Here is a 20778-nt window from a genome sequence, read left to right as displayed (position 1 = left end):
TGCGCAGCATGAGGCTACCCTTCGCGCCATTCTCCCGGCGCGACACCGTCCAGCGTCCACTCACCGATCCGCCAACGGACGAGCCGAAGGGTCGGATGGCCGACCGCCGCTGTCATCCGCCGCACCTGCCGGTTGCGCCCTTCGGTAATGGTCAGCGAGATCCAGCAATCGGGGATGGCCTTGCGGACGCGGATCGGCGGGTCGCGGGGCCAGAGATCAGGTGGGTCAATGCGTTCTGCTTCGGCCGTGCGCGTCGGTCCGTCATTTAGTGTCACGCCGCTACGCAGACTGGCAAGCGCCTCGTCCCCGATCTCGCCCTCGACCTGCGCCAGATAGGTTTTCGCGGTTTTGAATTTTGGGTCGGCAATGCGCGCCTGCAGCTTGCCGTCATCGGTCAGCAGAAGCAGGCCTTCGCTGTCGCGGTCGAGCCGACCGGCGGGATAGACGCCGGGGACATCGATATAGTCCGACAGCGTCGCACGTTTCGTCGGCGATCCGCGATCGGTGAATTGAGAGAGTACGCCAAAGGGTTTGTTGAAGAGGATCAGCCGCGCCATGGCGGCCCGGATAGCAGCTCAGCGCGGTTCGCGCATCGCATCCTGATGCGGCGGCCCCATATAATCGCGCCCGTCGGTGACGTAGCAATGGTCCTCGCCCTCGCACCAGTTGACAAGATTGCGGTTGAGCGAATCCGCGGTGCATGCGGCAAGCGGAAGCGCGGCGAGAAGAAGGATTGCGAAACGCATGGGTCGGACACCCCCCTAAATTGCTCGCGACCCCGGCCCGATTGCTGCGCCCATCATGCTGACCGGGCGATGAACGCGGCAACCGTTTCACTGCATCGATCCCGGTGCTAAGGCGCCTGCCATGACCACGCAATTCGAACTGACCGACGAACAGCTCGCGATCCAGGATATGGCGCGCAAGTTCACCGCCGACGAGATCACCCCCTTCGCCGCCGAATGGGACGAGACGCATCATTTCCCCCGCGACGTGATCCAGAAGACCGGCGAACTCGGCTTCGGCGCGATCTATGTGTCGGAGGAATCGGGCGGCATCGCGCTGGGGCGTCTCGAGGCGGCGCTGATCATGGAGGCGATGGCCTATGGCTGCCCGGCGACGAGCAGCTACATCTCGATCCACAATATGGCGAGCTGGATGATCGATCGGTTCGGCAGCGACGAGGTGAAGGCGAAGTTCCTGCCCAGGCTCGTCACGATGGAGCATATCGCGAGCTATGCGCTGACCGAGCCGGCTAGCGGGTCGGATGCCGCAGGGCTCAAAACGACCGCGAAACTCGACGGCGATCACTATGTCCTCAACGGCACCAAGCAGTTCATCTCGGGCTCGGGCTTCAACGACATCTATGTCGTCATGGTCCGCACCGGCGAGCACAAGTCCAAGGGCATTTCGTGCCTCGTCGTCGAAAAGGGCACGCCCGGCCTGTCGCACGGCGCGCCCGAGAAGAAGCTCGGCTGGAACGCCTCGCCGACCGCGCAGCTGATCTTCGAGGATTGCCGCGTGCCGGTCGAGAATCGGATCGGGCAAGAGGGCGAAGGCTTCAGCTTCGCGATGGCGGGGCTCGATGGCGGGCGGCTCAACATTGGCGCATGTTCGCTGGGCGGGGCGCAGCGCTGCCTCGACGAGGCGGTCGCCTATACCAAGGAACGCCAGCAGTTCGGCCAGCCGATCGCCGACTTCCAGAACACGCAATTCATGCTCGCCGACATGGCGACCGAGCTCGAGGCGGCGCGCGCACTGCTCTATCTCGCCGCCGCCAAGGTGACGGCCAACGCGCCGGACAAAACGCGCTTTTCCGCCATGGCCAAGCGCCTCGCCACCGATAGCGGCAGCAACGTCGTCAACAACGCGCTCCAGCTTTTCGGCGGTTACGGCTATCTCAAGGACTATCCGATCGAGCGCTTCTGGCGCGACCTGCGCGTTCATTCGATCCTCGAAGGCACCAACCAGGTGATGCGGATGATCGTCGGCCGCGACATGTTGCGGCAGTAATTTCTGGAAATGCAAGCGTACGCGATAGTTGTTTTCCGTCACCCTGAACTTGTTTCAGGGTCCACTCATCCACCGCAGCCGCAGGTGCAATTTTAGGAGTGGATGCTGAAACAAGTTCAGCATGACGAATGAAATTTTGGAGACCAGATGACCTACGAAACCATCCTCACCGAACAGCGCGGCGCCGTGACGCTCGTGACGCTGAACCGGCCCGATTCGCTCAACGCGCTCAACAGCCAGGTGCTCGACGAGCTAGTCGACGCGTTCGCCGCGTTCGAAGTCGATGCCGATCAGCGCTGCCTCGTCATCACCGGGTCGGGCGACAAGGCCTTCGCCGCCGGCGCCGACATCAAGGAGATGTACGACAAGGCCGCGGCCGATTTCTATCTCGAGGACTTTTTCGCCAAATGGTCGAGCCACCTCGTCAAGGCGACGCGCAAGCCGTGGATCGCCGCGGTCAACGGCTTCGCGCTCGGCGGCGGGTGCGAGCTGGCGATGATGGCCGATTTCGTTATCGCTTCGGACAGGGCGAAGTTCGGCCAGCCCGAGATCAACCTCGGCGTCGCGCCGGGCATGGGCGGTTCTCAGCGGCTGACCCGCGCGATCGGCAAGTCGAAGGCGATGGAAATGTGCCTGACCGGCCGGATGATGGATGCCGAGGAGGCCGAACGCTCGGGCCTCATCGCCCGCGTCGTGCCGCATGACGAACTGCTCGACGAAGCGCTGAAGACGGCCGAGACGATCGCCTCGAAACCGCCCATGGCCGCGATGATCAACAAGGAAATGGTCAACGCCGCGTTCGAGACGAACCTCGATCAGGGCATCCTCCACGAACGCCGCCTGTTCCAGATCCTGACCGCGAGCGAGGACAAGACCGAAGGCATGGGCGCCTTCATCGAAAAGCGCGACGGGAAGTGGAAGGGGCGTTGAAACAAGGCCGTCATCCTGAACTTGTTTCAGGATCCACTGCTAACCTTGGCTCAGGTTTATCGGCGAAAGAGACTGGATTTGCGGCGCCTGTCGGTGCGTAATTTGCATCAGCTCGCGGCAAGCGGTTGAGTGGATGCTGAAACAAGTTCAGCATGACGATTGAAACAAGGGAACGTCAATTATGACCACAATCGCCTTTATAGGGCTCGGAAACATGGGCGGCGGGATGGCCGCGAACCTGGCGAAGGCGGGCCATGACGTCGCCGCCTTCGACATTTCGGAAGAGGCGCTGGGGGCGGCGAAGGCAAAGGGTTGCCGCACGGCCGCATCAGGCGCCGAAGCGGTGAAGGGTGCCGAGGCCGTCGTCACGATGCTGCCCGCCGGCAAGCATGTCCGCGCCGTCTATACCGATGACGTGTTCGACCATGCCGAGCCGGGGACACTGCTGCTCGACTGCTCGACGATCGATGTCGATACGGCGCGGTCGGTGGCCGATCAGGCGGCCGCCAAAGGCTTTGCGATGGTCGATGCCCCGGTGTCGGGCGGGATCGCGGCGGCCGAAGGCGGAACGCTGACTTTCATGGTCGGCGGGACCGATGAAGCGTTCGAACGCGCCAGGCCAATCCTCGAAGCCATGGGCAAGGCCGTCATCCATGCGGGCGATGCGGGCAACGGCCAGGCGGCGAAGATCTGCAACAACATGCTGCTGGGCGCGACGATGATCGCCACCTGCGAGACGTTCAACCTTGCCGAAGCGCTCGGACTCGATCCGCAGGTCTTCTACGACATCTCAAGCCAGGCCTCCGGCCAGAGCTGGTCGATGACGAGCTATTGCCCCGTTCCCGGCGTCGGCCCGGAAACACCGGCGGACAAGGATTATGCCGGGGGTTTTCAGGCGCCGCTGATGCTGAAGGACCTGAAACTCGCCATGGAAGCGGCCGAAGCGAGCGACACGCGCACCCCGATGGGCGCCAAGGCGCGTGCGCTCTACGAGCATTTCGTCGGCGAAGGCGGAGAGCGGAAGGACTTTTCCGGCATCATCGAGTTCCTCGCCCGCCACGGCGGGGAATAGTCAGGCGTCGGTTTCGGGTGCGGGTTCTTCCCGCCCGCGCAATCGTCGGGGCAAGCCCAGCGCCTCGCGCGTGCTGCGCCGCGCCGCGCGGTCGGCGTGTCGTCGCCGCTTCTTCTCGAGCAGTTCGCGGCTCGCCGCGTCGAGCGCCTGGGTATCGGCCATCACCGCGCCACGTTCGCCGATCGGACGATCCGGGCCGACGGTCGAATCGCGCGCCGTCTGCCGCTCGGCCTCGGCATTGACGAGCGCTCCGATCAGCACGGCATAGGACGTCAGCCAGAGCCACATGAGCAACGCGACGACCGCGCCCAACGAGCCATAGGTCGCGTTATAGTTCGCGACATAGCTCGCATAGAGGCCGAACAGGAACGTCACGCCGACCCAAAGCAGCGTTGCGACGATCGATCCCAGGGTCAGCCAGCGCCACTTTGCCGCTCGCCGGTCCGGCGCGTAACGATACACCGCGCCGAAGGCGATGACGGCGAGCAATCCGGCCAGCAGCCATGTCAGGATTTGCGAGGCAACCCGCGCCTGCGGGCCCAGCAGATCCTCGGTCTGCGTCGACAACCAGACGAACATCGATCCGGCGGCGATGCCGACGATGGCGAGCAATATTGCGCCGGCGGTCAACATCGCCGAACGCCAGTAGAATGTCATGATCGAGCGCGAATCATGCTCCTGATAGATAATGTTGAGCGCTTGGATCATCGCCCCCGACGCCCGCATCGCACCGAACACCGCAAAGAAGATGGCGATGGCGAGAGCGATCCCGGTCACGCCGGCGCTCGCGTTGACGACCGCCAACAACTGGCCGCGTATCACATTCGCGACATCGCCGGGGACGATGGCGATGACCGTCCCCATCATGTCGGACACGATCGCCGGATTGGCGAACAGACCGAAGATCATGACGATGGCGGCGATCGCCGGCGCGATGGTCAGGAAGGCGTAAAAGGCGACCCCGGCCGCCAACAGGGGCAGGCTGTGAAAGCCGCTCATGACATAGATGCGCTTCAGCACCGCCTTCCATCCGCGCCAACCCAGATGGAGCGGTGTCCCCGCCGTCGCGCCCGGCACCGCGTCGACAGGCGCTTGCGGAGGCGCCTCGGCGTTCAGCGCGGTGATCTCCGCATCGTCGGCGGGTGGGGCATCGGCGGTGTCCATGGCGCATCAACGCGCGGGATGACGACGGGTTGCCGTCGCGGCGACGCTTGATTTGTCCCGATATGCGCCGCAAACGCCACGCCATGCGCTTCTTCTCCGACAATGCCGCCCCCGCCTGCCAGCCCGTGCTCGACGTGATCGCCGCCGCGAACCGGCTCGACACCGCCTATGATGGCGATGCGTGGAGCGCGAAGCTCGATGCAGCGATGGGCGAGGTGTTCGAGACCGATGTGTCGGCGCTCTGGGTGGCGACGGGAACGGCGGCGAATTCGCTGGCGCTAGCGGCGCTTTGCCCGCCCTATGGCGCGATCGTCTGCCATGAAGAGGCGCATATCCAGATCGACGAATGCGGCGCACCGGGCTTCTACACCGGCGGCGCGACGCTTCTGCTCGGCAGCGGGGACGGCGCGAAGCTGGCGCCGGACGAAGTCGAGCGGATGGCGGGGCGGATGCGCGGGGATGTCCACCAGACGCCGATCCACGCTCTCTCGATCACCCAGGCGAGCGAATATGGCATGGTCTATTCGCCCGACGAGGTCGCCGCGCTCGGCGATGTCGCAAAGGCGCATGGCTGGGGTTTCCATATGGACGGTGCGCGTTTTGCCAATGCGATCGCGCATCTGGGCTGTGCGCCTGCTGACGTGACCTGGCGCGCGGGCGTCGACGCGCTCTCCTTCGGTTTCGTCAAGAATGGCGGGATGTCGGCGGAAGCAATCGTCCTGTTCGGCGACGCGCGGGAGAAGGCGGCGGAGATCGGCTTCCGGCGCAAGCGTGGTGGGCACCTGCTTTCCAAAGGCCGCTATCTGGCGGCGCAGATTCTGGCGATGCTGGAAGACGACCTTTGGCTGGAAAACGGCCGGGCCGCGAATGCCGGCGCAACGGCGATTGCCGAGGCGGCGGGCGATCGGCTGGTCTATCCGGTACAGGCGAACGAAGTCTTCGTGAAACTGTCCGCGGACGAGGCGGCATCGCTGCGTGCGAGGGGATTTGATTTCTATGATTGGGCCGAGGGAGAGGCGCGGCTGGTGATCAGCTACGATCGCACGCCCGAGGATATCGACCCTCTGGCGCAGGCTATCGCCGCCTTATGAACGACGACACCATTCCTCCCCGGAACGGGGAGGGGGACCGTGCCCAGCACGGTGGAGGGGGTTCGCCGCAAGCGCATCCCAGAGAGGAGTACCCTCTCCGTCAGCCCTCCGGGCTGCCACCTCCCCGTACCGGGGAGGAACTATCGCTCTGGACGCCGCGTATTCTCGCCGCCTTCCTGCTCGTCTCGCTGATCTGGGGATCGACCTGGCTCGTCATCAAGGACCAGCTCGCCACCGTCCCGCCGACATGGTCGGTCACCTATCGGTTCATGGCGGGCAGCGCGGCGATGTTCGCGCTCGTCGCGATCCGCCGTCTGCCGCTGATGCTCGACAGGCGCGGGCAATTCTGGGCGATACTGCTCGGCATTTCGCAATTCGCCTGCAACTTCAATTTCGTCTACCGCGCGGAACTCTACATCACATCGGGCCTGGTCGCGGTCATGTTCGCGCTGCTGATGGTGCCCAACGCCATCCTCGGCCGGATCTTCCTGGGTCAGCGGATCACCCCGGCCTTCCTCGCCGGTTCGGCCATCGCTGCCGCAGGAATCGTGCTGCTGTTCGTGCAGGAATACCGGCAGGTCGAGGTGACGGGCGCGATGATCGGGATCGGGATCGTCTTCACCGTCGGCGGTATCCTCGCCGCGTCGATCGCCAATGTTCTGCAGGCGACGGACGGCCCGAAAGCCTATCCGATCCTCAGCCTGCTCGCCTGGGCGATGTTCTGGGGCATGTGCGCCAATGCGCTGTTCGCGAGCGCCACGGCCGGGCCACCGGTCTTCGATCCGAGGCCAAGCTATATCGCCGGCATCCTCTATCTCGGCGTCATCGGTTCGGCCGTCACCTTCCCGCTCTATTTCGGCATGATCCGCGAAATCGGCGCGGGGCAGGCGGCCTATAGCGGTGTCATCGTACCTGTGGTCGCCATGGCGCTGTCGACGGCGTTCGAAGGCTATCGCTGGTCGTTGCTGGCGGGCGGCGGGGCAGTGCTGGCACTGGCGGGGCTGCTCATTGCGACACAGGCGCGGCGGCCGAGAGGCCCGAGGTTACCGGCTACCTGATGAAACGCCTCACCCGGCTCGGATAGGGCTGAGCTTGTCGAAGCCCGCCTCTCCTTTTGCGAGACGCCCCTCGACAGGCTCAGGGCTAACGGCGCTTTAGATGGCGGTGTCTTTCTCCGCCTCCAGCACCGCCCGTAACCCCTGTCGATAGTCCGGATATCGCGGCGACCACCCCAGCACCCGCTTCGCCTTGCCGTTCGCAACGCGCCGGTTCTCGGCATAGAAGCCGCGCGCCATCTCGCTCAGCCCGGCCTCGTCCATCGTCTGCAGCGGCGGCGGGTCGATGCCGAGGAGCTTGCAGCCATATTCGGTGACTTCATTGTGCGATGCGGGCAGGTCGTCGGACAGATTGTAGACGCCGTGCCCTCCTTCCAATCCGGCCATGATCCCGGACACGATATCGTCGACATGGACGCGGCTGAACACCTGCCCCGGCAGGTCAATCCGGTGCGCCTTGCCCGCCCTGATCCGATCGAGCACCGATCGGCCCGGGCCGTAAATGCCGGGCAGGCGGAAGACGCTGATATCGTTGCGCAACTCCTGCCACGCCGCGTCGGCATCCGATCGCGCCTCGCGCCGTCCCGTCCCGATCGCCGCGCTCTCGTCGACCCATGCGCCGCCGGTGTCGCCATAGACGCCGGTCGAGGAGATATAGCCGATCCAGCGCGCGGGCGCGGTCGCCAAAGCCCGGCCATAGGCTTCGAGCACCGGGTCCGCGCCGCTTTCCCGGTCGGGCGGGACCGAGGAGAGAATGTGCGTCGCCTCCCCGATCGCCAGATTGACCGCCTCGGCATCGGCGAAATCGAGATCGCCCTTGCTCCCGGTCGCGGTCACGCTCCAGCCCTGCGCGCGCAGCCTGTCCGCAAGCCGCCCGGCCGTATAGCCCAGCCCGAATATCAGCATCTTCGTCATACTCGCCGCCTAGCGCATATTGCGGGGCAAGGGGAGCGGGCCTAGCTAGGCTGGATGGCCGATATCCAGAATGCACCGGGCGAGCCGCTCGCCAATCCCGCCATGGCCGACCAGGCCGTTTCGCCGGAACACCCGCCGACGATCTTCCGCAAGGACTATCGCGCGCCGGCATGGCAGATCCCGGAGATATCGCTCGATTTCAGCCTCGATCCCGACGTGACGTTGGTCCGGACACGTTTGCGGCTCGAACGGACCGGCGACCATGACGAACCGATCGCGCTCGATGGCGAGGAGCTGAAGCTGCGCGAGATCAAGCTCGACGGGCGGGACTTGGCTGCGGGCGATTACGAGCTGACCGAGGAAAAGCTGATCATTCCGGTCGCGGGCGATACGGCCGAGCTGGAAACGCTCGTCGAGATTTCGCCCAAGGCCAACACGCAGCTGATGGGGCTTTACGTTTCGGGCGGGATCTTCTGCACCCAATGCGAGGCCGAGGGCTTTCGCCGGATTACCTTCTTTCCCGACCGGCCCGATGTGCTGTCGCGCTATTCGGTGCGGCTGGAGGCGGAAAAGGCGACATTCCCGGTGCTGCTGTCGAACGGCGATTGCGTCGACAGCGGCACGGCCGAAGGCGGCCGCCATTGGGCGCGTTGGGAGGATCCGTGGCTAAAACCCTGTTACCTGTTCGCGCTCGTCGCCGGCGATCTCGCCGCCAACCGCGACAGCTTCACGACGGTGTCGGGCAAGCCCGTCGATCTCGCCATCTGGGTGCGCGAGGCGGACCTGCCCAAGACCGAACATGCGATGCAGGCGCTCAAGGATTCGATGGCCTGGGACGAGCAGACCTATGGCCGCGAATATGATCTGGGCCAGTTCAACATCGTCGCCGTCGCCGATTTCAATTTCGGCGCGATGGAGAACAAGTCGCTCAACATCTTCAACTCGCGCTACATCCTCGCCGATCCGGACACGGCGACCGATGCCGATTTCGACGCCATCGCCGGCGTCGTCGCGCACGAATATTTCCACAACTGGTCGGGCAACCGCGTCACCTGTCGCGACTGGTTCCAATTGTCGTTGAAGGAAGGCTTCACCGTCTTTCGCGACCAGAGCTTCTCTTCCGATCACGGCTCCGAAGCGGTCGCGCGGATCGGCGATGTGCGCGCGCTGCGCGCCGCCCAGTTCCCGGAAGATGCGGGGCCGCTTGCGCACCCGGTTCGCCCCGAAAGCTATATCGAGATTTCGAACTTCTACACCGCGACCGTCTACAACAAGGGCGCCGAACTCATCCGGATGATGAAGACGATCCTCGGCGAAGACGGCTTCCGCAAAGGCAGCGACCTCTATTTCGAGCGCCATGACGGCGAGGCCGCGACCTGCGAGGATTTCGTGACCGCGATGGAGGACGCGAATGACGCCGATCTCTCGCAATTCCGCCTCTGGTACAGCCAGGCCGGCACGCCGCGCGTGCGCGCCGCCCTCTCCCACGAACCCGCAACGTCGCGCGCGACGCTGACGCTCGAACAGAAACTGCCGCCGACACCGGGCCAGCCGCACAAGGATCCGATGGCGATCCCGCTCAAACTGGCTCTTTTCGGCGAAGAGAGCGGCGATGCGATCGCGCAGGAGCGGCTCGTCATGCTGACCGACCCGGCCGAGGAAATCGTCTTCGAGGGCGTGGGCGAACGACCGATCCTTTCGATCAACCGCGGCTTTTCGGCACCGGTCACGATCGAGGGCAACCGCGCGCCGGACGATCTCGCCTTTCTCTCCGCGCATGACGACGATCCCTTCGCGCGTTACGAGGCGATGCAGCAGCTGATGGTCGAGACGATCATCGATGTCGTTTCGGGCAAACGACCCGATCACAAGCCTGTGATCGAAGCCGTCCGCCGGACGCTCGGCGACGACGCGCTCGACCGCGCCTTCATCGCCGAGGCCGTTTTGCTGCCCAGCGAGAGTTTCATCGGCGACCAGATGCAAACCGTCGCGCCGGACGCGATCCATGCGGCGCGCGAGGCACTGCGCCGCGACATCGGCACATCGCTCGAGGCCGAATGGCGCGCCGCCTATGCCGCAACCAGCGCCAACGCCTTCGAGTTCACGCCGGCGGCCAAGGGCCTGCGCCGCCTGCGTACGGTGGCGCTCGGCTATATCGCGGCAAGAGGGGCCAAGGATGCGCCAAAACTGGCATTCGACCAGTTCGAGGGCGCGGACAACATGACCGATCGCTACGGCGCGCTCGGCGTGCTGGCCAATGGCGATGCGCCCGAACGGGTGGCGGCGCTCGACATCTTCTACAATCGCTATCGTTCCGACGCGCTCGTCCTCGACAAATGGTTCTCCGTCCAGGCGCTTTCGACGCGCGACGACACCGCGCAGGCGGTGGCGGAGCTGATCCAGCACGCCGACTTCACCTTCGAGAACCCGAACCGGCTGCGCGCCGTGGCGAGCGCCTTCGGCGCCAACCAGCGCGCCTTCCATGTCGCGACGGGCGCGGGCTATCGCTTCATGGCGGACATCATACTGAAGACCGACAAGATCAATCCGCAGACGGCCGCGCGTCTCCTCCCCCCGCTCGGGCGTTGGCGCCGGTTCGACGAGGACCGCGCCGCGATGATGCGCGCCGAGCTCGAACGCATCCTCGAAGCGCCAAATTTGTCGAAGGACGTCTACGAACAGGCGTCGAAAAGCCTTGGCGGCTGACTTGCGGATCGAGTGCCGCGACGCGGCATCGGCCTATCCCGAGGTCGCGCGGCTCGAGCCGGTCGTCTACACGCCGGAAAAGATGGCGCATGTCGCATGGCATGAGGTGGAATGGGCGCATGCCGAACGATGGGTGCTGGGATGGCTAGACGAACGCTTCGTTTCCTGCGCGGGAATCCACCGGCGCAAGATCGCGCTGGATGGCGCGCCCAAGGCGATTGCGGGGATTGGCGGCGTGATGACGCATCCCGATCATCAATGTCGGGGTTATTCGACGCAGGTGCTGGACGAAGCCAATGCCGCGATCGCCGCCGATATCGCGCCGGCCTTCAGCCTGATTTTCGTCGAGCCGCATAATGTGGACTTCTACGCCCATCGCGGTTGGGGCGTTTTCGAAGGCGAGACGATCGTCGAGGAACGCGGGCGCCGCCGCCCCTTCCCCTATATGGGCGTCATGCTGCGCGACGGCACCGAAGTGGCGCCCGAACGCGGGACGATCGATATGCTGGGCAAGCCCTGGTAGCCTGGACGTTCCTCACGCGATCCAGTCGGAAAATTCGATCGCGAGCCGGTTTGCCGCGCGGTTGAGCGCGTTGGCCACGGAACCTGCGTCTTCTGCGGCCACGGGTTCGCGCTGCTCGAAGCGCCGGGTTCGGACACCGCCTTCACCGTTGAGCTGCGCATCGTAAACGATCACCACCTGCCGCGTCCGCGCGTCGAGGCCGAAGCGCTGGAGCTGACCGGTCACGACCGTGCCGGGGTCGGCATGATATTGCGACGGATCGAGCACCACGCGTCCGGTTCGCGCCGCCGTCACCTCGGCCAGCAATGCGCGCAGCAATTCGTTCGGGGTATCGACCCAGAGCGCGTTCTGCAGATAGGCGATCGAGGTGTCGCTCGTCGTCACCGGCAACCGGTTGGTGACGAGCGCCTGCGGGACGTCGGGCTTTTCGATCGTGATCGCCTGGCCGATCCCTGCACTGCGCGTGGCGCCGGCCTCGACCTGCGTATCGGCGGTCAGGGTCATCAGGAAGGGCGGCGGGTCCTCGCCGAAGCTGAGACAGCCGGAAAGCGCGACCAGCGCGGCGACGGGAAAAAGCATGCGTTTCATCATCGGCCCCTTATTGCGGCTCATAATCGGGAAGGCTCGGCGAACCGACCAGCGAGCTTGCACCCTCGCGGTTCAACCGGTCGGAAAGTTCGCGCATTGACGAGGATGTTTCGCGCAGGTCGCGCACAAGCGCACCGATTTCGGGCACAGTTCGCTCCGAGAACGTATTGAGACCCGGCTCGGCCGCGGCAACGGTGCGCTCCAGCGCCGCCATGCTCGATTCCGCCGAGGCAACGGTACGCTGCAGGTCGCGCAGCACGGCGCGGCCCTCGTCGTTGAGCAGGCCGTCGGTCGTGTTGGCGAGCTGCCCGATTTCCTCGGTCGCATTGCCGACCTGCCGGATCGCGATGCGGGTATCGGCGAGTGTCGCCGAGATATCCTCGCCGCGCGCGGCCAGCTCCGCCGTCAGCCGCTCGGTATTGTCGAGGATCGCGGCGATCGAATTCTGGTTCCTGTCGGAGAGCAATTCGGTCAGCCGCTCGGTCAGCGTCGATAACCGTTCGAGCAATCGCGGCGCGCTGTTCAGAATCTCGCCGAACGCACCGGGCCGCGTCGGGATCACCGGGGCGCCGGCCGGTCCGATATCGTCGATCGCCGCCGCACCCTGCACGCCGCCGTCGAGCGTAATCTGCGAAACGCCGGTAAAGCCGATGCCCTCGATCGACGCCCTTGTGCCTTCGAGAATGGGCGTGTTCTCCCGCACCCGGATGCGGACGCGGACGAATTCGGGATTGTCCGGCATCAGCGAGATCTCTTCGATCTGACCGACGGGCACGCCCGAATAGGTGACGCCCGAGCCGCGCGCGAGCCCTTCGACGCTTTGCGAGAAGAAGATGTCATAGGGCTTGTCGTCGCTGCCGCCGAGGTTCGACAGCCAGACGGTGAACAGCACGAGCGCGGTGATGAGCACGAGCACGACGCTGCCGACGAGGATCTGGTTGGAACGGTTTTCCATAAGGCTTTCCTAGTTGCGCTCCTTCGCGTGAAGCGCGGCACGGGCGCGCGGGCCGTCAAAATATTCCTGTATCCAGGGGTGATCGGTGGCAAGCAGTTCGTCGATCGTGCCGTCGGCGATCACCTTTTTGTCGGCCAGCACCGCGACACGGTCGCAAATCGCATAGAGCGTGTCGAGGTCGTGGGTGATCAGGAAGACGGTGAGATCGAGCGATTCCTTCAAATCGAGGATCAGCTGGTCGAAGGCGGCGGCGCCGATCGGATCGAGCCCGGCCGTCGGTTCGTCGAGGAACAGAAGCGGCGGATCGAGCGCCAGCGCCCGGGCGATCCCCGCGCGCTTGCGCATGCCGCCCGACAGTTCGGACGGGAATTTCGGCGCCGCCTCCACGGGAAGCCCCGACATGACGATCTTGTAGGACGCGATCTCGTCGAGCAGTTCCTCGTCGAGATCCTTGTAAAATTCGCGCAGCGGGACCTGCACATTTTCGGCAACCGTCAGCGTCGAGAACAGCGCGCCGTTCTGGAACAACACGCCCCATCGGCGGCGCAGGTCGAGATATTCGCTCTCATTCGCTTCGGCGACATTCTGGCCGAGAATTTCGATCTCGCCCTCTTCGGGCTGTTGCAGGCCGATGATCGATCGCATCAGCACCGACTTGCCGGTGCCCGAGCCGCCGACCACGCCGAGAATCTCGCCCCGATACAGATCGAGATCGAGACTTTCGTGCACGACCTGCTCGCCGAACGCATTGCGCAGGCCGCGCACCGTGATGACCGTCTCGTCGCTCATACCCAGCCGATCGAAGAGAAGAAGACGGCGAAAAAGGCATCGAGCACGATGACGAGGAAGATCGCCTGGACAACGGCGGCGGTCGTCTTGAGACCGACTTCCTCGTTGTTGCCCTCGACCTGCATGCCCTGGAAACAGCCGGTCAGCCCGATGATGAACCCGAAGACCGGGGCCTTGATCAGGCCGACATAAAGATCGGTCATCGGCACGACTTCGCGGATGCGCTGGATGAAGGTGTCGGGCGGGATGCCGAGGCTGACCCAGCAAAGCAGTCCGCCGCCCATGATCATCACCAGCGCGGCATAAAAACCGAGCAACGGCATCAGCAGCGTCGTCGCCAGCACGCGCGGCAGCACCAGCGATTCCATCGGTGGTACGCCGATCGTCCGCATCGCATCGACTTCCTCGGCGAGTTTCATCGAACCCAGCTGCGCGGCGAACGCGCTGCCCGAACGCCCGGCGACCATGATCGCGGTCATCAGAACGCCGAGTTCGCGCATCGTGATCCGGCCGACCAGGTTGATCGTGAACACCTCGGCGCCGAACTGGCGCAGCTGGACCGCGCCCTGTTGCGCAATCACGATGCCGATCAGGAAGCTCATCAGCCCGATAATACCGAGCGAGGACACGCCGACGGTTTCGAAGCGCTGTACGACCGCATTGAACCGGAACCGCCGGGGATTGGCGAAGACATTGCCGATGGCGATGCACAGCCCGCCGAAAAAGGCGAGCAGGCCGCGCAGGCTGCCGAACCCTTCCATCGTGCCGGCGCCGATCCGCGCCAGCGTGCGCGAAAAGGCGCTGCCTTCGTCGGGCCGCACCTGGACGATCTCGTCCGCGCTGGCGACCTGATCGATCAGCCGCTCGGCATTGTTCGAGGCGCCGACGATTTTCGTGCCGTAGTCGCGTTTCAGCTTGTGCAGGATCCAGGCGCCGACGGTGTCGACACGCTCGACCTCGGAAATGTCGGCTTTGGCCGGCCGGATGGCCATGTCGGTCAGCCGATCGTCGAGATCACCGATCCGCGCCACGGTGAGCCGCCCCGTGAAATGCAGGACGGTCTCGCCGTTCGTCTCGCGCTCGGTGAAATCCGCCTGTCCTTCCATTGCGCGCCTTTTGCGGGGAAATTCGGTGCTCGGCAAGCGGTTAGACGATGCTATGGTCGCCGGAATGACCCGAATCGCGCTCTACGATCTCGATCGCACGATCACCCGGCGGCCCACTTATCTGCCGTTCCTGCTGCATGCGGCGTGGAGACTCGACAAGAAGCGGCTGCTCTTTCTGCCCGTCCTTGTCATCGTATCGATCGGCTATGTCTTCGGCCTCGTCTCGCGTGCGCGGCTCAAGGAAGTCAACCAGCATCTGCTGCTGGGGCACGCCATCCCCGCCGCCCGGTTGGTCGAGATCGGTGAGAGTTTCGCCGACAAGACGCTGCACGAAAATATCCATGCCCAGGCCTTCGCGACAATCGCCGCCGACAAGGCGGAAGGGCGCCGGCTCGCCATGGCCTCGGCCTCCTATTCCTTTTATGTCGTACCGCTGGCCCGGCGGCTGGGGTTCGACGACGTCATCGCGACCGGCAGCATGCGGGGCGAGGACGGCGAAATCCTTGCGCGGATCGACGGCGAGAACTGCTATTCCACCGGCAAGCTCGGGCTCATCCGCGCCTGGATGGAGCAGCAGCAGATCGACCCCGAACAGGACGATATCCGCTTCTATTCCGACAGCGAAAGCGACATGCCGGTGTTCGAAATCGCGCATGAGCCGGTGGCGACCAATCCGACGTCGAAGCTGCGGAAGATCGCGGAAAAGGCGGGATGGAGGGTGATTGCCTGGGGGTGAGGAAGAGGTGGTTTATGGTCAGACCAATTCCCCCTGCTGCATCGCAAAATTTGAGTGCAACGCGCCCCTCCCCTAGTTACAGTTGCGAATCCGAACGGAAAGACACGAATTCATGGCGACGATCCCCAATACCCAGCCCGACAGCCGCACCGACACGGTGATGGATGCGCCCGACAAGATGGTGAAGGTCCGCGAGATGTTCGGCATCGATTCGGACATGGAAGTGCCCGCCTTCAGCGAGGCCGACGAGCGCGTGCCCGATCGCGACGAATCATACGTTTTCGATCCCGATACGACGCTGGCCATCGCGGCGGGCTTCGCGTTCAACCGGCGCGTCATGATCCAGGGCTATCACGGCACCGGCAAGTCGACGCATATCGAACAGGTGGCGGCGCGGCTGAACTGGCCGTGCGTGCGGATCAACCTCGATTCGCATATCAGCCGCATCGATCTTGTCGGCCGCGACGCGATCGTGCTGCGCGACGGTCAGCAGGTCACCGAATTCCGCGAGGGGCTGCTCCCTTGGGCGCTGCAGACGCCGACCGCGCTCGTCTTCGACGAATATGATGCGGGCCGCCCCGATGTGATGTTCGTGATCCAGCGCGTGCTCGAGGTCGAGGGCAAGCTGACGCTGCTCGACCAGAACCGCGTCATCCGCCCCAACAAATATTTCCGGCTGTTCGCGACCTCGAACACCGTCGGGCTCGGCGACACGACGGGCCTTTATCACGGCACGCAGCAGATCAACCAGGGCCAGATGGACCGCTGGAACATCGTCGTCACGCTCAACTATCTCCCCGCCGCGACCGAAGCGAAGATCGTCCTCGCGAAGAACGAGACGTTCGATAGCGCCGACGGCCACAAGACGGTCGAGGACATGGTCAAGGTTGCCGATCTGACGCGCCAAGGCTTTATGGCCGGCGATATCTCAACCGTGATGTCGCCCCGCACCGTGATCACCTGGGCGCAGAACACGACGATCTTCGGCGATATCGGCTTCGCCTTCCGCCTGTCCTTCCTCAACAAATGCGACGAGATGGAACGCCCGCTGGTGGCAGAGTACTATCAGCGCGTATTCGGGAAGGATTTGCCGGAGAGCGTGGTGGGAAGCGTCGAATAGGGCGAAGTGGCCGACGAAAATCCTCTCGATGTCCTGAAGGCCGCCCTGGCCGGTGCGGCGCGGGCGATGTCGCGCGAGCCGGAGGTAGAACTCGCCTTTACCGCCGATGCGCCGAATTCGAACGGCCGGCACATCAAGGTACCGATGCCGTCGCGCAACATGCCCGCCGATCAGGTGGCAGAGGCGCGGGGCTTTGCCGATGCGGCGGCGCTGATGCTGCGCTATCACGACGATGCGCTTCACGCTTCGGGGCGGCCGAACGAGGCGGTGGCGCGCTCGGTCTTCGACGCGATCGAAAAGGCGCGGGTCGAGGCGCTGGGGTCGCGCAACTATACGGGCGTCCGGGGCAATCTCGCCGAGGCGCTCTCGATGCGGCTCAAGTCCGACCCGATTTCGAAGGCTCGCACGCGAGACGAGGTTCCGCTCGCCTCGGCGCTGTCGCTGATGGTGCGCGAACGGCTGACGGGCGAAGCGGTCCCCGCGAACGCGCAGCTTGGCGTCGAGCTCGTCCGCGAATGGATCGAGGAGAAGGGCGGTGCCGATCTAGACGCGCTCGAAATGCTCGTCGACGACCAGAAGGGTTTCGCCGAACTCGCGACGCGGCTGCTTGAGGACCTCGAACTCACCGAAGGCGATATCGACCCCGATGACGGGGAAGATACCGGCGATGAGGACGAGGGCGAGGATCCCGGCGAGGGCGACGAAGACGAGGGCGAGGACGGCGATGCCGGCGCCGACAGCCAGGTCGATGCACGCGCCGAGCAATCCGACGAGGAAAGCGAAGACGGCGAAGGCGAACAGTCCGACGATTTCGACGAGATGGATGGCGATGCCGGCGAGGATGGCGAGGAAGGCATGCTGCCCGTCCGCCCCAACCGCCCGTTCAGCGACCTGCCGCCGCAATTCGAATACAAGGCCTATACGACCAAATATGACGAGGTGATCGAAGCCACCGAACTGTGCGACGATGACGAGCTCATGCGGCTGCGCGCCTATCTCGACCAGCAGCTCGTCCATCTGCAGGGCGCGGTCACCAAGCTCGCCAACCGGCTGCAGCGCAAATTGATGGCGCAGCAATCGCGCAGCTGGGATTTCGACCAGGAGGAGGGGCTGCTCGATGCCGCGCGCCTCTCACGCGTCGTCGTCAACCCGACGCATTCGCTGTCCTACAAGATCGAGCGCGATACCGAGTTCCGCGACACGGTGGTGACTCTGCTGATCGACAATTCGGGTTCGATGCGCGGGCGGCCGATCTCGATCGCCGCGATCAGCGCCGACATCATGGCCCGCACGCTGGAACGCGTGGGCGTCAAGACCGAGATATTGGGTTTCACGACGCGGGCGTGGAAGGGCGGGCAGGCGCGCGAGCAATGGCTGGCCGACGAGCGCCCCGCGCATCCCGGCCGGCTCAACGACCTGCGCCACATCATCTACAAGAAAGCCGACGAACCTTGGCGCCGCGCGCGCAAGTCGCTCGGCCTGATGATGCGCGAGGGGTTGCTGAAAGAAAATATCGACGGCGAGGCGCTGCTCTGGGCGCATAACCGGATCATCGCGCGGCCCGAAGAGCGCCGGGTGATGATGGTGATTTCCGATGGCGCGCCGGTCGACGATTCGACGCTGTCGGTGAACAGCGGCGCGTATCTGGAGCGGCATCTGCGGCAGGTGATCGACTGGATCGAGAACCGTTCGCCCGTCGAACTCGTCGCCATCGGCATCGGGCACGATGTGACGCGTTACTATCAGAAGGCGGTCACGATCATGGACGCCGAACAGCTGGGCGGCACGATGGTGGACCAGCTGGCGGATCTGTTCGACGCGGAGGTGTAATTCCTCCCCTGCAAGGGGAGGGGGACCGGCAAAGCCGGTGGAGGGGCACTCCCAGCGTCAGTGGTCCGCCCAAGGGGCTGGTGCCCCTCCACCATGCTGCGCATGGTCCCCCTCCCCGTTCCGGGGAGGATAAATTTCGGGGGCCGGCGCAGATACGCGCGCCGGCCCCCTCGCTCCCGGTACGCAACACGGGAGCTAGTTCATGTTTTCGGTTTTGCCTGAGCGGCTTAGCAGTCGCGGTCGATCGCTCGGCCTGCGATGGCGCCGGCTACGCCGCCGATGATCGCACCGGCCGTTCCGTCACCGCGGCCATAGCGTCCGCTGTCGCGGCCGATCTCGCGGCCGAGCAGACCGCCGGCGATGGCGCCGATGATCGTGCCGCCATTGCCTTCGTCACGGCAGCGCCCGCGATAATAGCGGTCGTCATAGCCGCGCCGCGCATAGCCGCGATTGCCCTCGTAATAGTCTCCGCGCTGATAGCGGCGGCGATCATATCGACGATCGTGCCGGCGATCGTAGCGCCGGTCATAGCGGTCGCGATACTGGACCTGCTGATAGCCATTGTCGTAGCCGTCATAATAGCCGTCGCCATAATAGCCCTGAGCGCTGGCGGCGCTCGGCATAAGCATTGCGCCGGCAAGGGCAGCGGCGGCGGTGAGGGTGAATTTCTTCAAAGCCATTTCAATTTCTCCAAGCCTCTGGTCGGCGCCGCCCGTCTGGTCCGCCCCATGCGAACGCCGGTTCTCGTCGACATGACGGCCTTATGGCGGACCGATGTCGAACCGTAACTGAACGCCCTTGTTGCCCGCCGTTCAGCTTGGCGCGTTTTCGCACTGTCGAGCATCAGGAGCGGCTGCTAGAGGCCCGCCATGTCCCGCATCGTCATGCTCCTGGCGCTCATGCTGCTGGCCGCGTCGCCGCTGATCCTGTCGCGTGGCGATGCGCCGGATATCGACGCGTCGTTTGCGATTCGCGCCGAACCGGTTCCGCTCGATGCGCGAAACGCCTCGCGAGACAGAGTCGGTCGCTTGCGTTTTCTGGGCGGCTGGGAGCTGACGAGCGACGATCCCGATTTCGGCGGCATTTCCGGGCTCGCCTTTATCGATGCCACCCCCTTCGTCATGGTCACCGATCAGGGACACTTCCTCTCGGGCACTCTCGATCTTGCCGATGGCGCCCCAGCCGGCCTGTCCGGCGCCCAGATCGACATCATCCGCAAGGAGGGCCGTCCTATGCCGGAGGCGCTCAAGGCGGAAGCGGAAGAGACCGAGCCCGATGCGGGTCAGGTTCTTGCGTTGGAGCAGGAAACCGATGTGCTGCGCGATGCGCTCGACCGGCTGAACCCTGACCAGCGCGACATGATCGAGAAGGCTTACCTTGGTGAGCTGACTCATAGTGATATCGCCGAGGCGACAGGCCTGCCTCTCGGGACGATCAAATCCCGGATACGGCTGGGTCTGGAACGGCTGAGGCATGAATTGAAGGATTTGAGGTAGAGAGATGAGCGAACAAATCTCGCACCATATCCCGGATGCAATCATGGCGGCTTATGTCGCCGGAAACCTGCCGCGCCCCTTCGCGCTGGTGGTGGCGAGCCATGTTTCCATGTGTGACGAATGCCGGGCCAATCTGCTGGCGCATCAGGCGGCAGGAGGCGCGGTGCTCGAAGGCATGGCAGAAGAAAAGCTGTCCGGTGGTATGCGCGACCGCGTGATGGGTGCGTTGGATGATGCGATCGACGTGGAACCCGAGCCGGCGTCGCGACAGGGCATCTACCCCGGCCCGGTGGTCGATGCGCTTTCCGGCAAACCCCCGAAGTGGAAGAAGCTCGGTGGAGGTGTGCGTCAGTGCATTCTGGACATGGGCAACGAAGGGTCTGCGCGGTTGCTCTATATCCCCGCTGGCCGGCCGGTGCCTGAGCACAGCCATGGCGGGCTGGAGCTGACAATGGTGCTGCAGGGCGGGTTCTCTGACTCGACAGGCCATTTCGATGTCGGCGATGTCGAGGTCGCGACCGACGATCTTGAACATGTACCCATGGCGGACGAAGGCGAAGATTGCATCTGCCTTGCCGCCACGGACGCGCCGCTTCGGTTCAGTGCGTTTGTTCCGCGAATCCTGCAGACTTTCTTTGCGATCTGAAATCTCGCTAACCACAGAAACCTCCGGCACTACATAAAGAACC

21 protein-coding genes are annotated in these 20778 nt (G+C 64.5%); 12 read left to right on the top strand and 9 right to left on the bottom strand.

The features are described from left to right. Nucleotides 1–14: 14 nt before the first annotated feature. Both Q0139_RS08420 and Q0139_RS08415 read right to left on the bottom strand, forming a co-directional pair. Nucleotides 15–557 carry a pseudouridine synthase gene (locus tag Q0139_RS08420; RefSeq protein ID WP_298020083.1) on the bottom strand — a complete coding sequence of 181 codons (543 nt, stop codon included), beginning with the start codon at nucleotides 555–557 and terminating at the stop codon, nucleotides 15–17. Nucleotides 558–575: 18 nt separating this feature from the next. Further along, nucleotides 576–746, bottom strand: a complete 171-nt coding sequence (locus Q0139_RS08415; RefSeq protein ID WP_298020080.1) for a hypothetical protein — start codon at nucleotides 744–746, stop codon at nucleotides 576–578. Between the two features lie 121 nt (nucleotides 747–867). Between Q0139_RS08415 and Q0139_RS08410 the strand changes: the two genes are divergently transcribed. From Q0139_RS08410 to mmsB, 3 genes are all read left to right on the top strand, one after another. Next, nucleotides 868–2013, top strand: a complete 1146-nt coding sequence (locus tag Q0139_RS08410; RefSeq protein WP_298020077.1) for an acyl-CoA dehydrogenase family protein — start codon at nucleotides 868–870, stop codon at nucleotides 2011–2013. A gap of 147 nt (nucleotides 2014–2160) precedes the next feature. Then, the gene (locus Q0139_RS08405) at nucleotides 2161–2943 is read left to right on the top strand and encodes an enoyl-CoA hydratase-related protein (RefSeq protein WP_298020074.1); all 783 of its coding nucleotides are present in this window, start codon (nucleotides 2161–2163) and stop codon (nucleotides 2941–2943) included. 181 nt (nucleotides 2944–3124) lie between these two features. Continuing rightward, nucleotides 3125–4015: a 3-hydroxyisobutyrate dehydrogenase gene (mmsB, locus tag Q0139_RS08400; protein ID WP_298020071.1), complete on the top strand. Its 891-nt coding sequence runs from the start codon at nucleotides 3125–3127 to the stop codon at nucleotides 4013–4015. On the opposite strand, the gene Q0139_RS08395 is transcribed toward mmsB, so the two are convergent. Continuing rightward, nucleotides 4016–5179 carry a YihY/virulence factor BrkB family protein gene (locus tag Q0139_RS08395; protein ID WP_298020069.1) on the bottom strand — a complete coding sequence of 388 codons (1164 nt, stop codon included), beginning with the start codon at nucleotides 5177–5179 and terminating at the stop codon, nucleotides 4016–4018. Between the two features lie 83 nt (nucleotides 5180–5262). On the opposite strand from Q0139_RS08395, the gene Q0139_RS08390 reads away from it, so the two are divergent. After that, on the top strand, nucleotides 5263–6270 hold the full coding sequence (locus tag Q0139_RS08390; RefSeq protein ID WP_298020111.1) for a low specificity L-threonine aldolase: 1008 nt from the start codon (nucleotides 5263–5265) through the stop codon (nucleotides 6268–6270). Continuing rightward, on the top strand, nucleotides 6267–7328 hold the full coding sequence (locus Q0139_RS08385) for a DMT family transporter (protein ID WP_298020066.1): 1062 nt from the start codon (nucleotides 6267–6269) through the stop codon (nucleotides 7326–7328). Before Q0139_RS08390 ends, Q0139_RS08385 begins: the two co-directional genes overlap by 4 nt. A 96-nt stretch (nucleotides 7329–7424) precedes the next feature. Here the strand turns inward: Q0139_RS08385 and Q0139_RS08380 are convergent, their stop codons facing one another. Further along, a complete protein-coding gene (locus Q0139_RS08380) occupies nucleotides 7425–8240 on the bottom strand; it encodes an SDR family oxidoreductase (protein WP_298020063.1) in 816 nt (271 codons plus the stop codon). 102 nt (nucleotides 8241–8342) lie between these two features. Between Q0139_RS08380 and pepN the strand changes: the two genes are divergently transcribed. Beyond that, nucleotides 8343–10946: an aminopeptidase N gene (pepN, locus tag Q0139_RS08375; protein WP_298020109.1), complete on the top strand. Its 2604-nt coding sequence runs from the start codon at nucleotides 8343–8345 to the stop codon at nucleotides 10944–10946. Then, on the top strand, nucleotides 10936–11469 hold the full coding sequence (locus Q0139_RS08370) for a GNAT family N-acetyltransferase (RefSeq protein ID WP_298020059.1): 534 nt from the start codon (nucleotides 10936–10938) through the stop codon (nucleotides 11467–11469). Before pepN ends, Q0139_RS08370 begins: the two co-directional genes overlap by 11 nt. Nucleotides 11470–11481: 12 nt before the next feature. Here Q0139_RS08370 and Q0139_RS08365 read toward each other — a convergent pair whose 3' ends face one another. Genes Q0139_RS08365 through Q0139_RS08350 form a run of 4 tightly spaced genes read right to left on the bottom strand, consistent with a single transcriptional unit; the run spans nucleotide 11482 to nucleotide 14907 of the window. Beyond that, nucleotides 11482–12057 (bottom strand): ABC-type transport auxiliary lipoprotein family protein, encoded by a 576-nt coding sequence (locus Q0139_RS08365; RefSeq protein ID WP_298020057.1) that lies wholly within the window; start codon nucleotides 12055–12057, stop codon nucleotides 11482–11484. A gap of 10 nt (nucleotides 12058–12067) precedes the next feature. After that, the gene (locus tag Q0139_RS08360) at nucleotides 12068–13012 is read right to left on the bottom strand and encodes an MlaD family protein (protein ID WP_298020053.1); all 945 of its coding nucleotides are present in this window, start codon (nucleotides 13010–13012) and stop codon (nucleotides 12068–12070) included. A gap of 9 nt (nucleotides 13013–13021) precedes the next feature. Then, nucleotides 13022–13801, bottom strand: a complete 780-nt coding sequence (locus Q0139_RS08355) for an ABC transporter ATP-binding protein (protein WP_298020050.1) — start codon at nucleotides 13799–13801, stop codon at nucleotides 13022–13024. Next, the gene (locus Q0139_RS08350) at nucleotides 13798–14907 is read right to left on the bottom strand and encodes an MlaE family lipid ABC transporter permease subunit (protein ID WP_298020047.1); all 1110 of its coding nucleotides are present in this window, start codon (nucleotides 14905–14907) and stop codon (nucleotides 13798–13800) included. Before Q0139_RS08350 ends, Q0139_RS08355 begins: the two co-directional genes overlap by 4 nt. Nucleotides 14908–14971: 64 nt before the next feature. Between Q0139_RS08350 and Q0139_RS08345 the strand changes: the two genes are divergently transcribed. The 3 genes from Q0139_RS08345 to cobT all read left to right on the top strand — a co-directional run bounded on the left by Q0139_RS08345 (nucleotide 14972) and on the right by cobT (nucleotide 18593). Continuing rightward, entirely contained in the window at nucleotides 14972–15643 is a 672-nt protein-coding gene (locus Q0139_RS08345; protein WP_298020044.1) for an HAD family phosphatase, read from the top strand. A gap of 112 nt (nucleotides 15644–15755) precedes the next feature. After that, entirely contained in the window at nucleotides 15756–16763 is a 1008-nt protein-coding gene (gene cobS, locus Q0139_RS08340; protein ID WP_298020041.1) for a cobaltochelatase subunit CobS, read from the top strand. A 6-nt stretch (nucleotides 16764–16769) separates the two neighbouring features. Then, on the top strand, nucleotides 16770–18593 hold the full coding sequence (cobT, locus tag Q0139_RS08335) for a cobaltochelatase subunit CobT (protein WP_298020038.1): 1824 nt from the start codon (nucleotides 16770–16772) through the stop codon (nucleotides 18591–18593). A gap of 227 nt (nucleotides 18594–18820) precedes the next feature. Here cobT and Q0139_RS08330 read toward each other — a convergent pair whose 3' ends face one another. Further along, nucleotides 18821–19222, bottom strand: a complete 402-nt coding sequence (locus Q0139_RS08330) for a glycine zipper 2TM domain-containing protein (protein WP_298020106.1) — start codon at nucleotides 19220–19222, stop codon at nucleotides 18821–18823. A gap of 240 nt (nucleotides 19223–19462) precedes the next feature. Here Q0139_RS08330 and Q0139_RS08325 point away from each other — a divergent pair, with 240 nt between their 5' ends. Both Q0139_RS08325 and Q0139_RS08320 read left to right on the top strand, forming a co-directional pair. Further along, nucleotides 19463–20089 (top strand): sigma-70 family RNA polymerase sigma factor, encoded by a 627-nt coding sequence (locus Q0139_RS08325; RefSeq protein ID WP_298020035.1) that lies wholly within the window; start codon nucleotides 19463–19465, stop codon nucleotides 20087–20089. 4 nt (nucleotides 20090–20093) lie between these two features. Then, complete coding sequence (locus tag Q0139_RS08320; RefSeq protein ID WP_298020032.1) at nucleotides 20094–20735, top strand: ChrR family anti-sigma-E factor; 642 nt, start codon at nucleotides 20094–20096, stop codon at nucleotides 20733–20735. Nucleotides 20736–20778 lie beyond the last annotated feature (43 nt).

The sequence above is a fragment of the uncultured Parasphingopyxis sp. genome (assembly GCF_937129435.1).
GTDB lineage: Bacteria > Pseudomonadota > Alphaproteobacteria > Sphingomonadales > Sphingomonadaceae > Parasphingopyxis.
Note: the sequence above shows the minus strand (reverse complement) of the source record. Positions and strands in the feature narration are given on the sequence as shown.

What these genes read in the sequence shown, in the direction of transcription:
- Q0139_RS08420 (WP_298020083.1), bottom strand. Translation starts at nt 557, where the DNA reads ATGGCGCGGCTGATCCTCTTCAACAAACCCTTTGGCGTACTCTCTCAA.
- Q0139_RS08415 (WP_298020080.1), bottom strand. Translation starts at nt 746, where the DNA reads ATGCGTTTCGCAATCCTTCTTCTCGCCGCGCTTCCGCTTGCCGCATGC.
- Q0139_RS08410 (WP_298020077.1), top strand. Translation starts at nt 868, where the DNA reads ATGACCACGCAATTCGAACTGACCGACGAACAGCTCGCGATCCAGGAT.
- Q0139_RS08405 (WP_298020074.1), top strand. Translation starts at nt 2,161, where the DNA reads ATGACCTACGAAACCATCCTCACCGAACAGCGCGGCGCCGTGACGCTC.
- mmsB (WP_298020071.1), top strand. Translation starts at nt 3,125, where the DNA reads ATGACCACAATCGCCTTTATAGGGCTCGGAAACATGGGCGGCGGGATG.
- Q0139_RS08395 (WP_298020069.1), bottom strand. Translation starts at nt 5,179, where the DNA reads ATGGACACCGCCGATGCCCCACCCGCCGACGATGCGGAGATCACCGCG.
- Q0139_RS08390 (WP_298020111.1), top strand. Translation starts at nt 5,263, where the DNA reads ATGCGCTTCTTCTCCGACAATGCCGCCCCCGCCTGCCAGCCCGTGCTC.
- Q0139_RS08385 (WP_298020066.1), top strand. Translation starts at nt 6,267, where the DNA reads ATGAACGACGACACCATTCCTCCCCGGAACGGGGAGGGGGACCGTGCC.
- Q0139_RS08380 (WP_298020063.1), bottom strand. Translation starts at nt 8,240, where the DNA reads ATGACGAAGATGCTGATATTCGGGCTGGGCTATACGGCCGGGCGGCTT.
- pepN (WP_298020109.1), top strand. Translation starts at nt 8,343, where the DNA reads ATGGCCGACCAGGCCGTTTCGCCGGAACACCCGCCGACGATCTTCCGC.
- Q0139_RS08365 (WP_298020057.1), bottom strand. Translation starts at nt 12,057, where the DNA reads ATGAAACGCATGCTTTTTCCCGTCGCCGCGCTGGTCGCGCTTTCCGGC.
- Q0139_RS08360 (WP_298020053.1), bottom strand. Translation starts at nt 13,012, where the DNA reads ATGGAAAACCGTTCCAACCAGATCCTCGTCGGCAGCGTCGTGCTCGTG.
- Q0139_RS08355 (WP_298020050.1), bottom strand. Translation starts at nt 13,801, where the DNA reads ATGAGCGACGAGACGGTCATCACGGTGCGCGGCCTGCGCAATGCGTTC.
- Q0139_RS08350 (WP_298020047.1), bottom strand. Translation starts at nt 14,907, where the DNA reads ATGGAAGGACAGGCGGATTTCACCGAGCGCGAGACGAACGGCGAGACC.
- Q0139_RS08345 (WP_298020044.1), top strand. Translation starts at nt 14,972, where the DNA reads ATGACCCGAATCGCGCTCTACGATCTCGATCGCACGATCACCCGGCGG.
- cobS (WP_298020041.1), top strand. Translation starts at nt 15,756, where the DNA reads ATGGCGACGATCCCCAATACCCAGCCCGACAGCCGCACCGACACGGTG.
- Q0139_RS08330 (WP_298020106.1), bottom strand. Translation starts at nt 19,222, where the DNA reads ATGCTTATGCCGAGCGCCGCCAGCGCTCAGGGCTATTATGGCGACGGC.
- Q0139_RS08325 (WP_298020035.1), top strand. Translation starts at nt 19,463, where the DNA reads ATGTCCCGCATCGTCATGCTCCTGGCGCTCATGCTGCTGGCCGCGTCG.
- Q0139_RS08320 (WP_298020032.1), top strand. Translation starts at nt 20,094, where the DNA reads ATGAGCGAACAAATCTCGCACCATATCCCGGATGCAATCATGGCGGCT.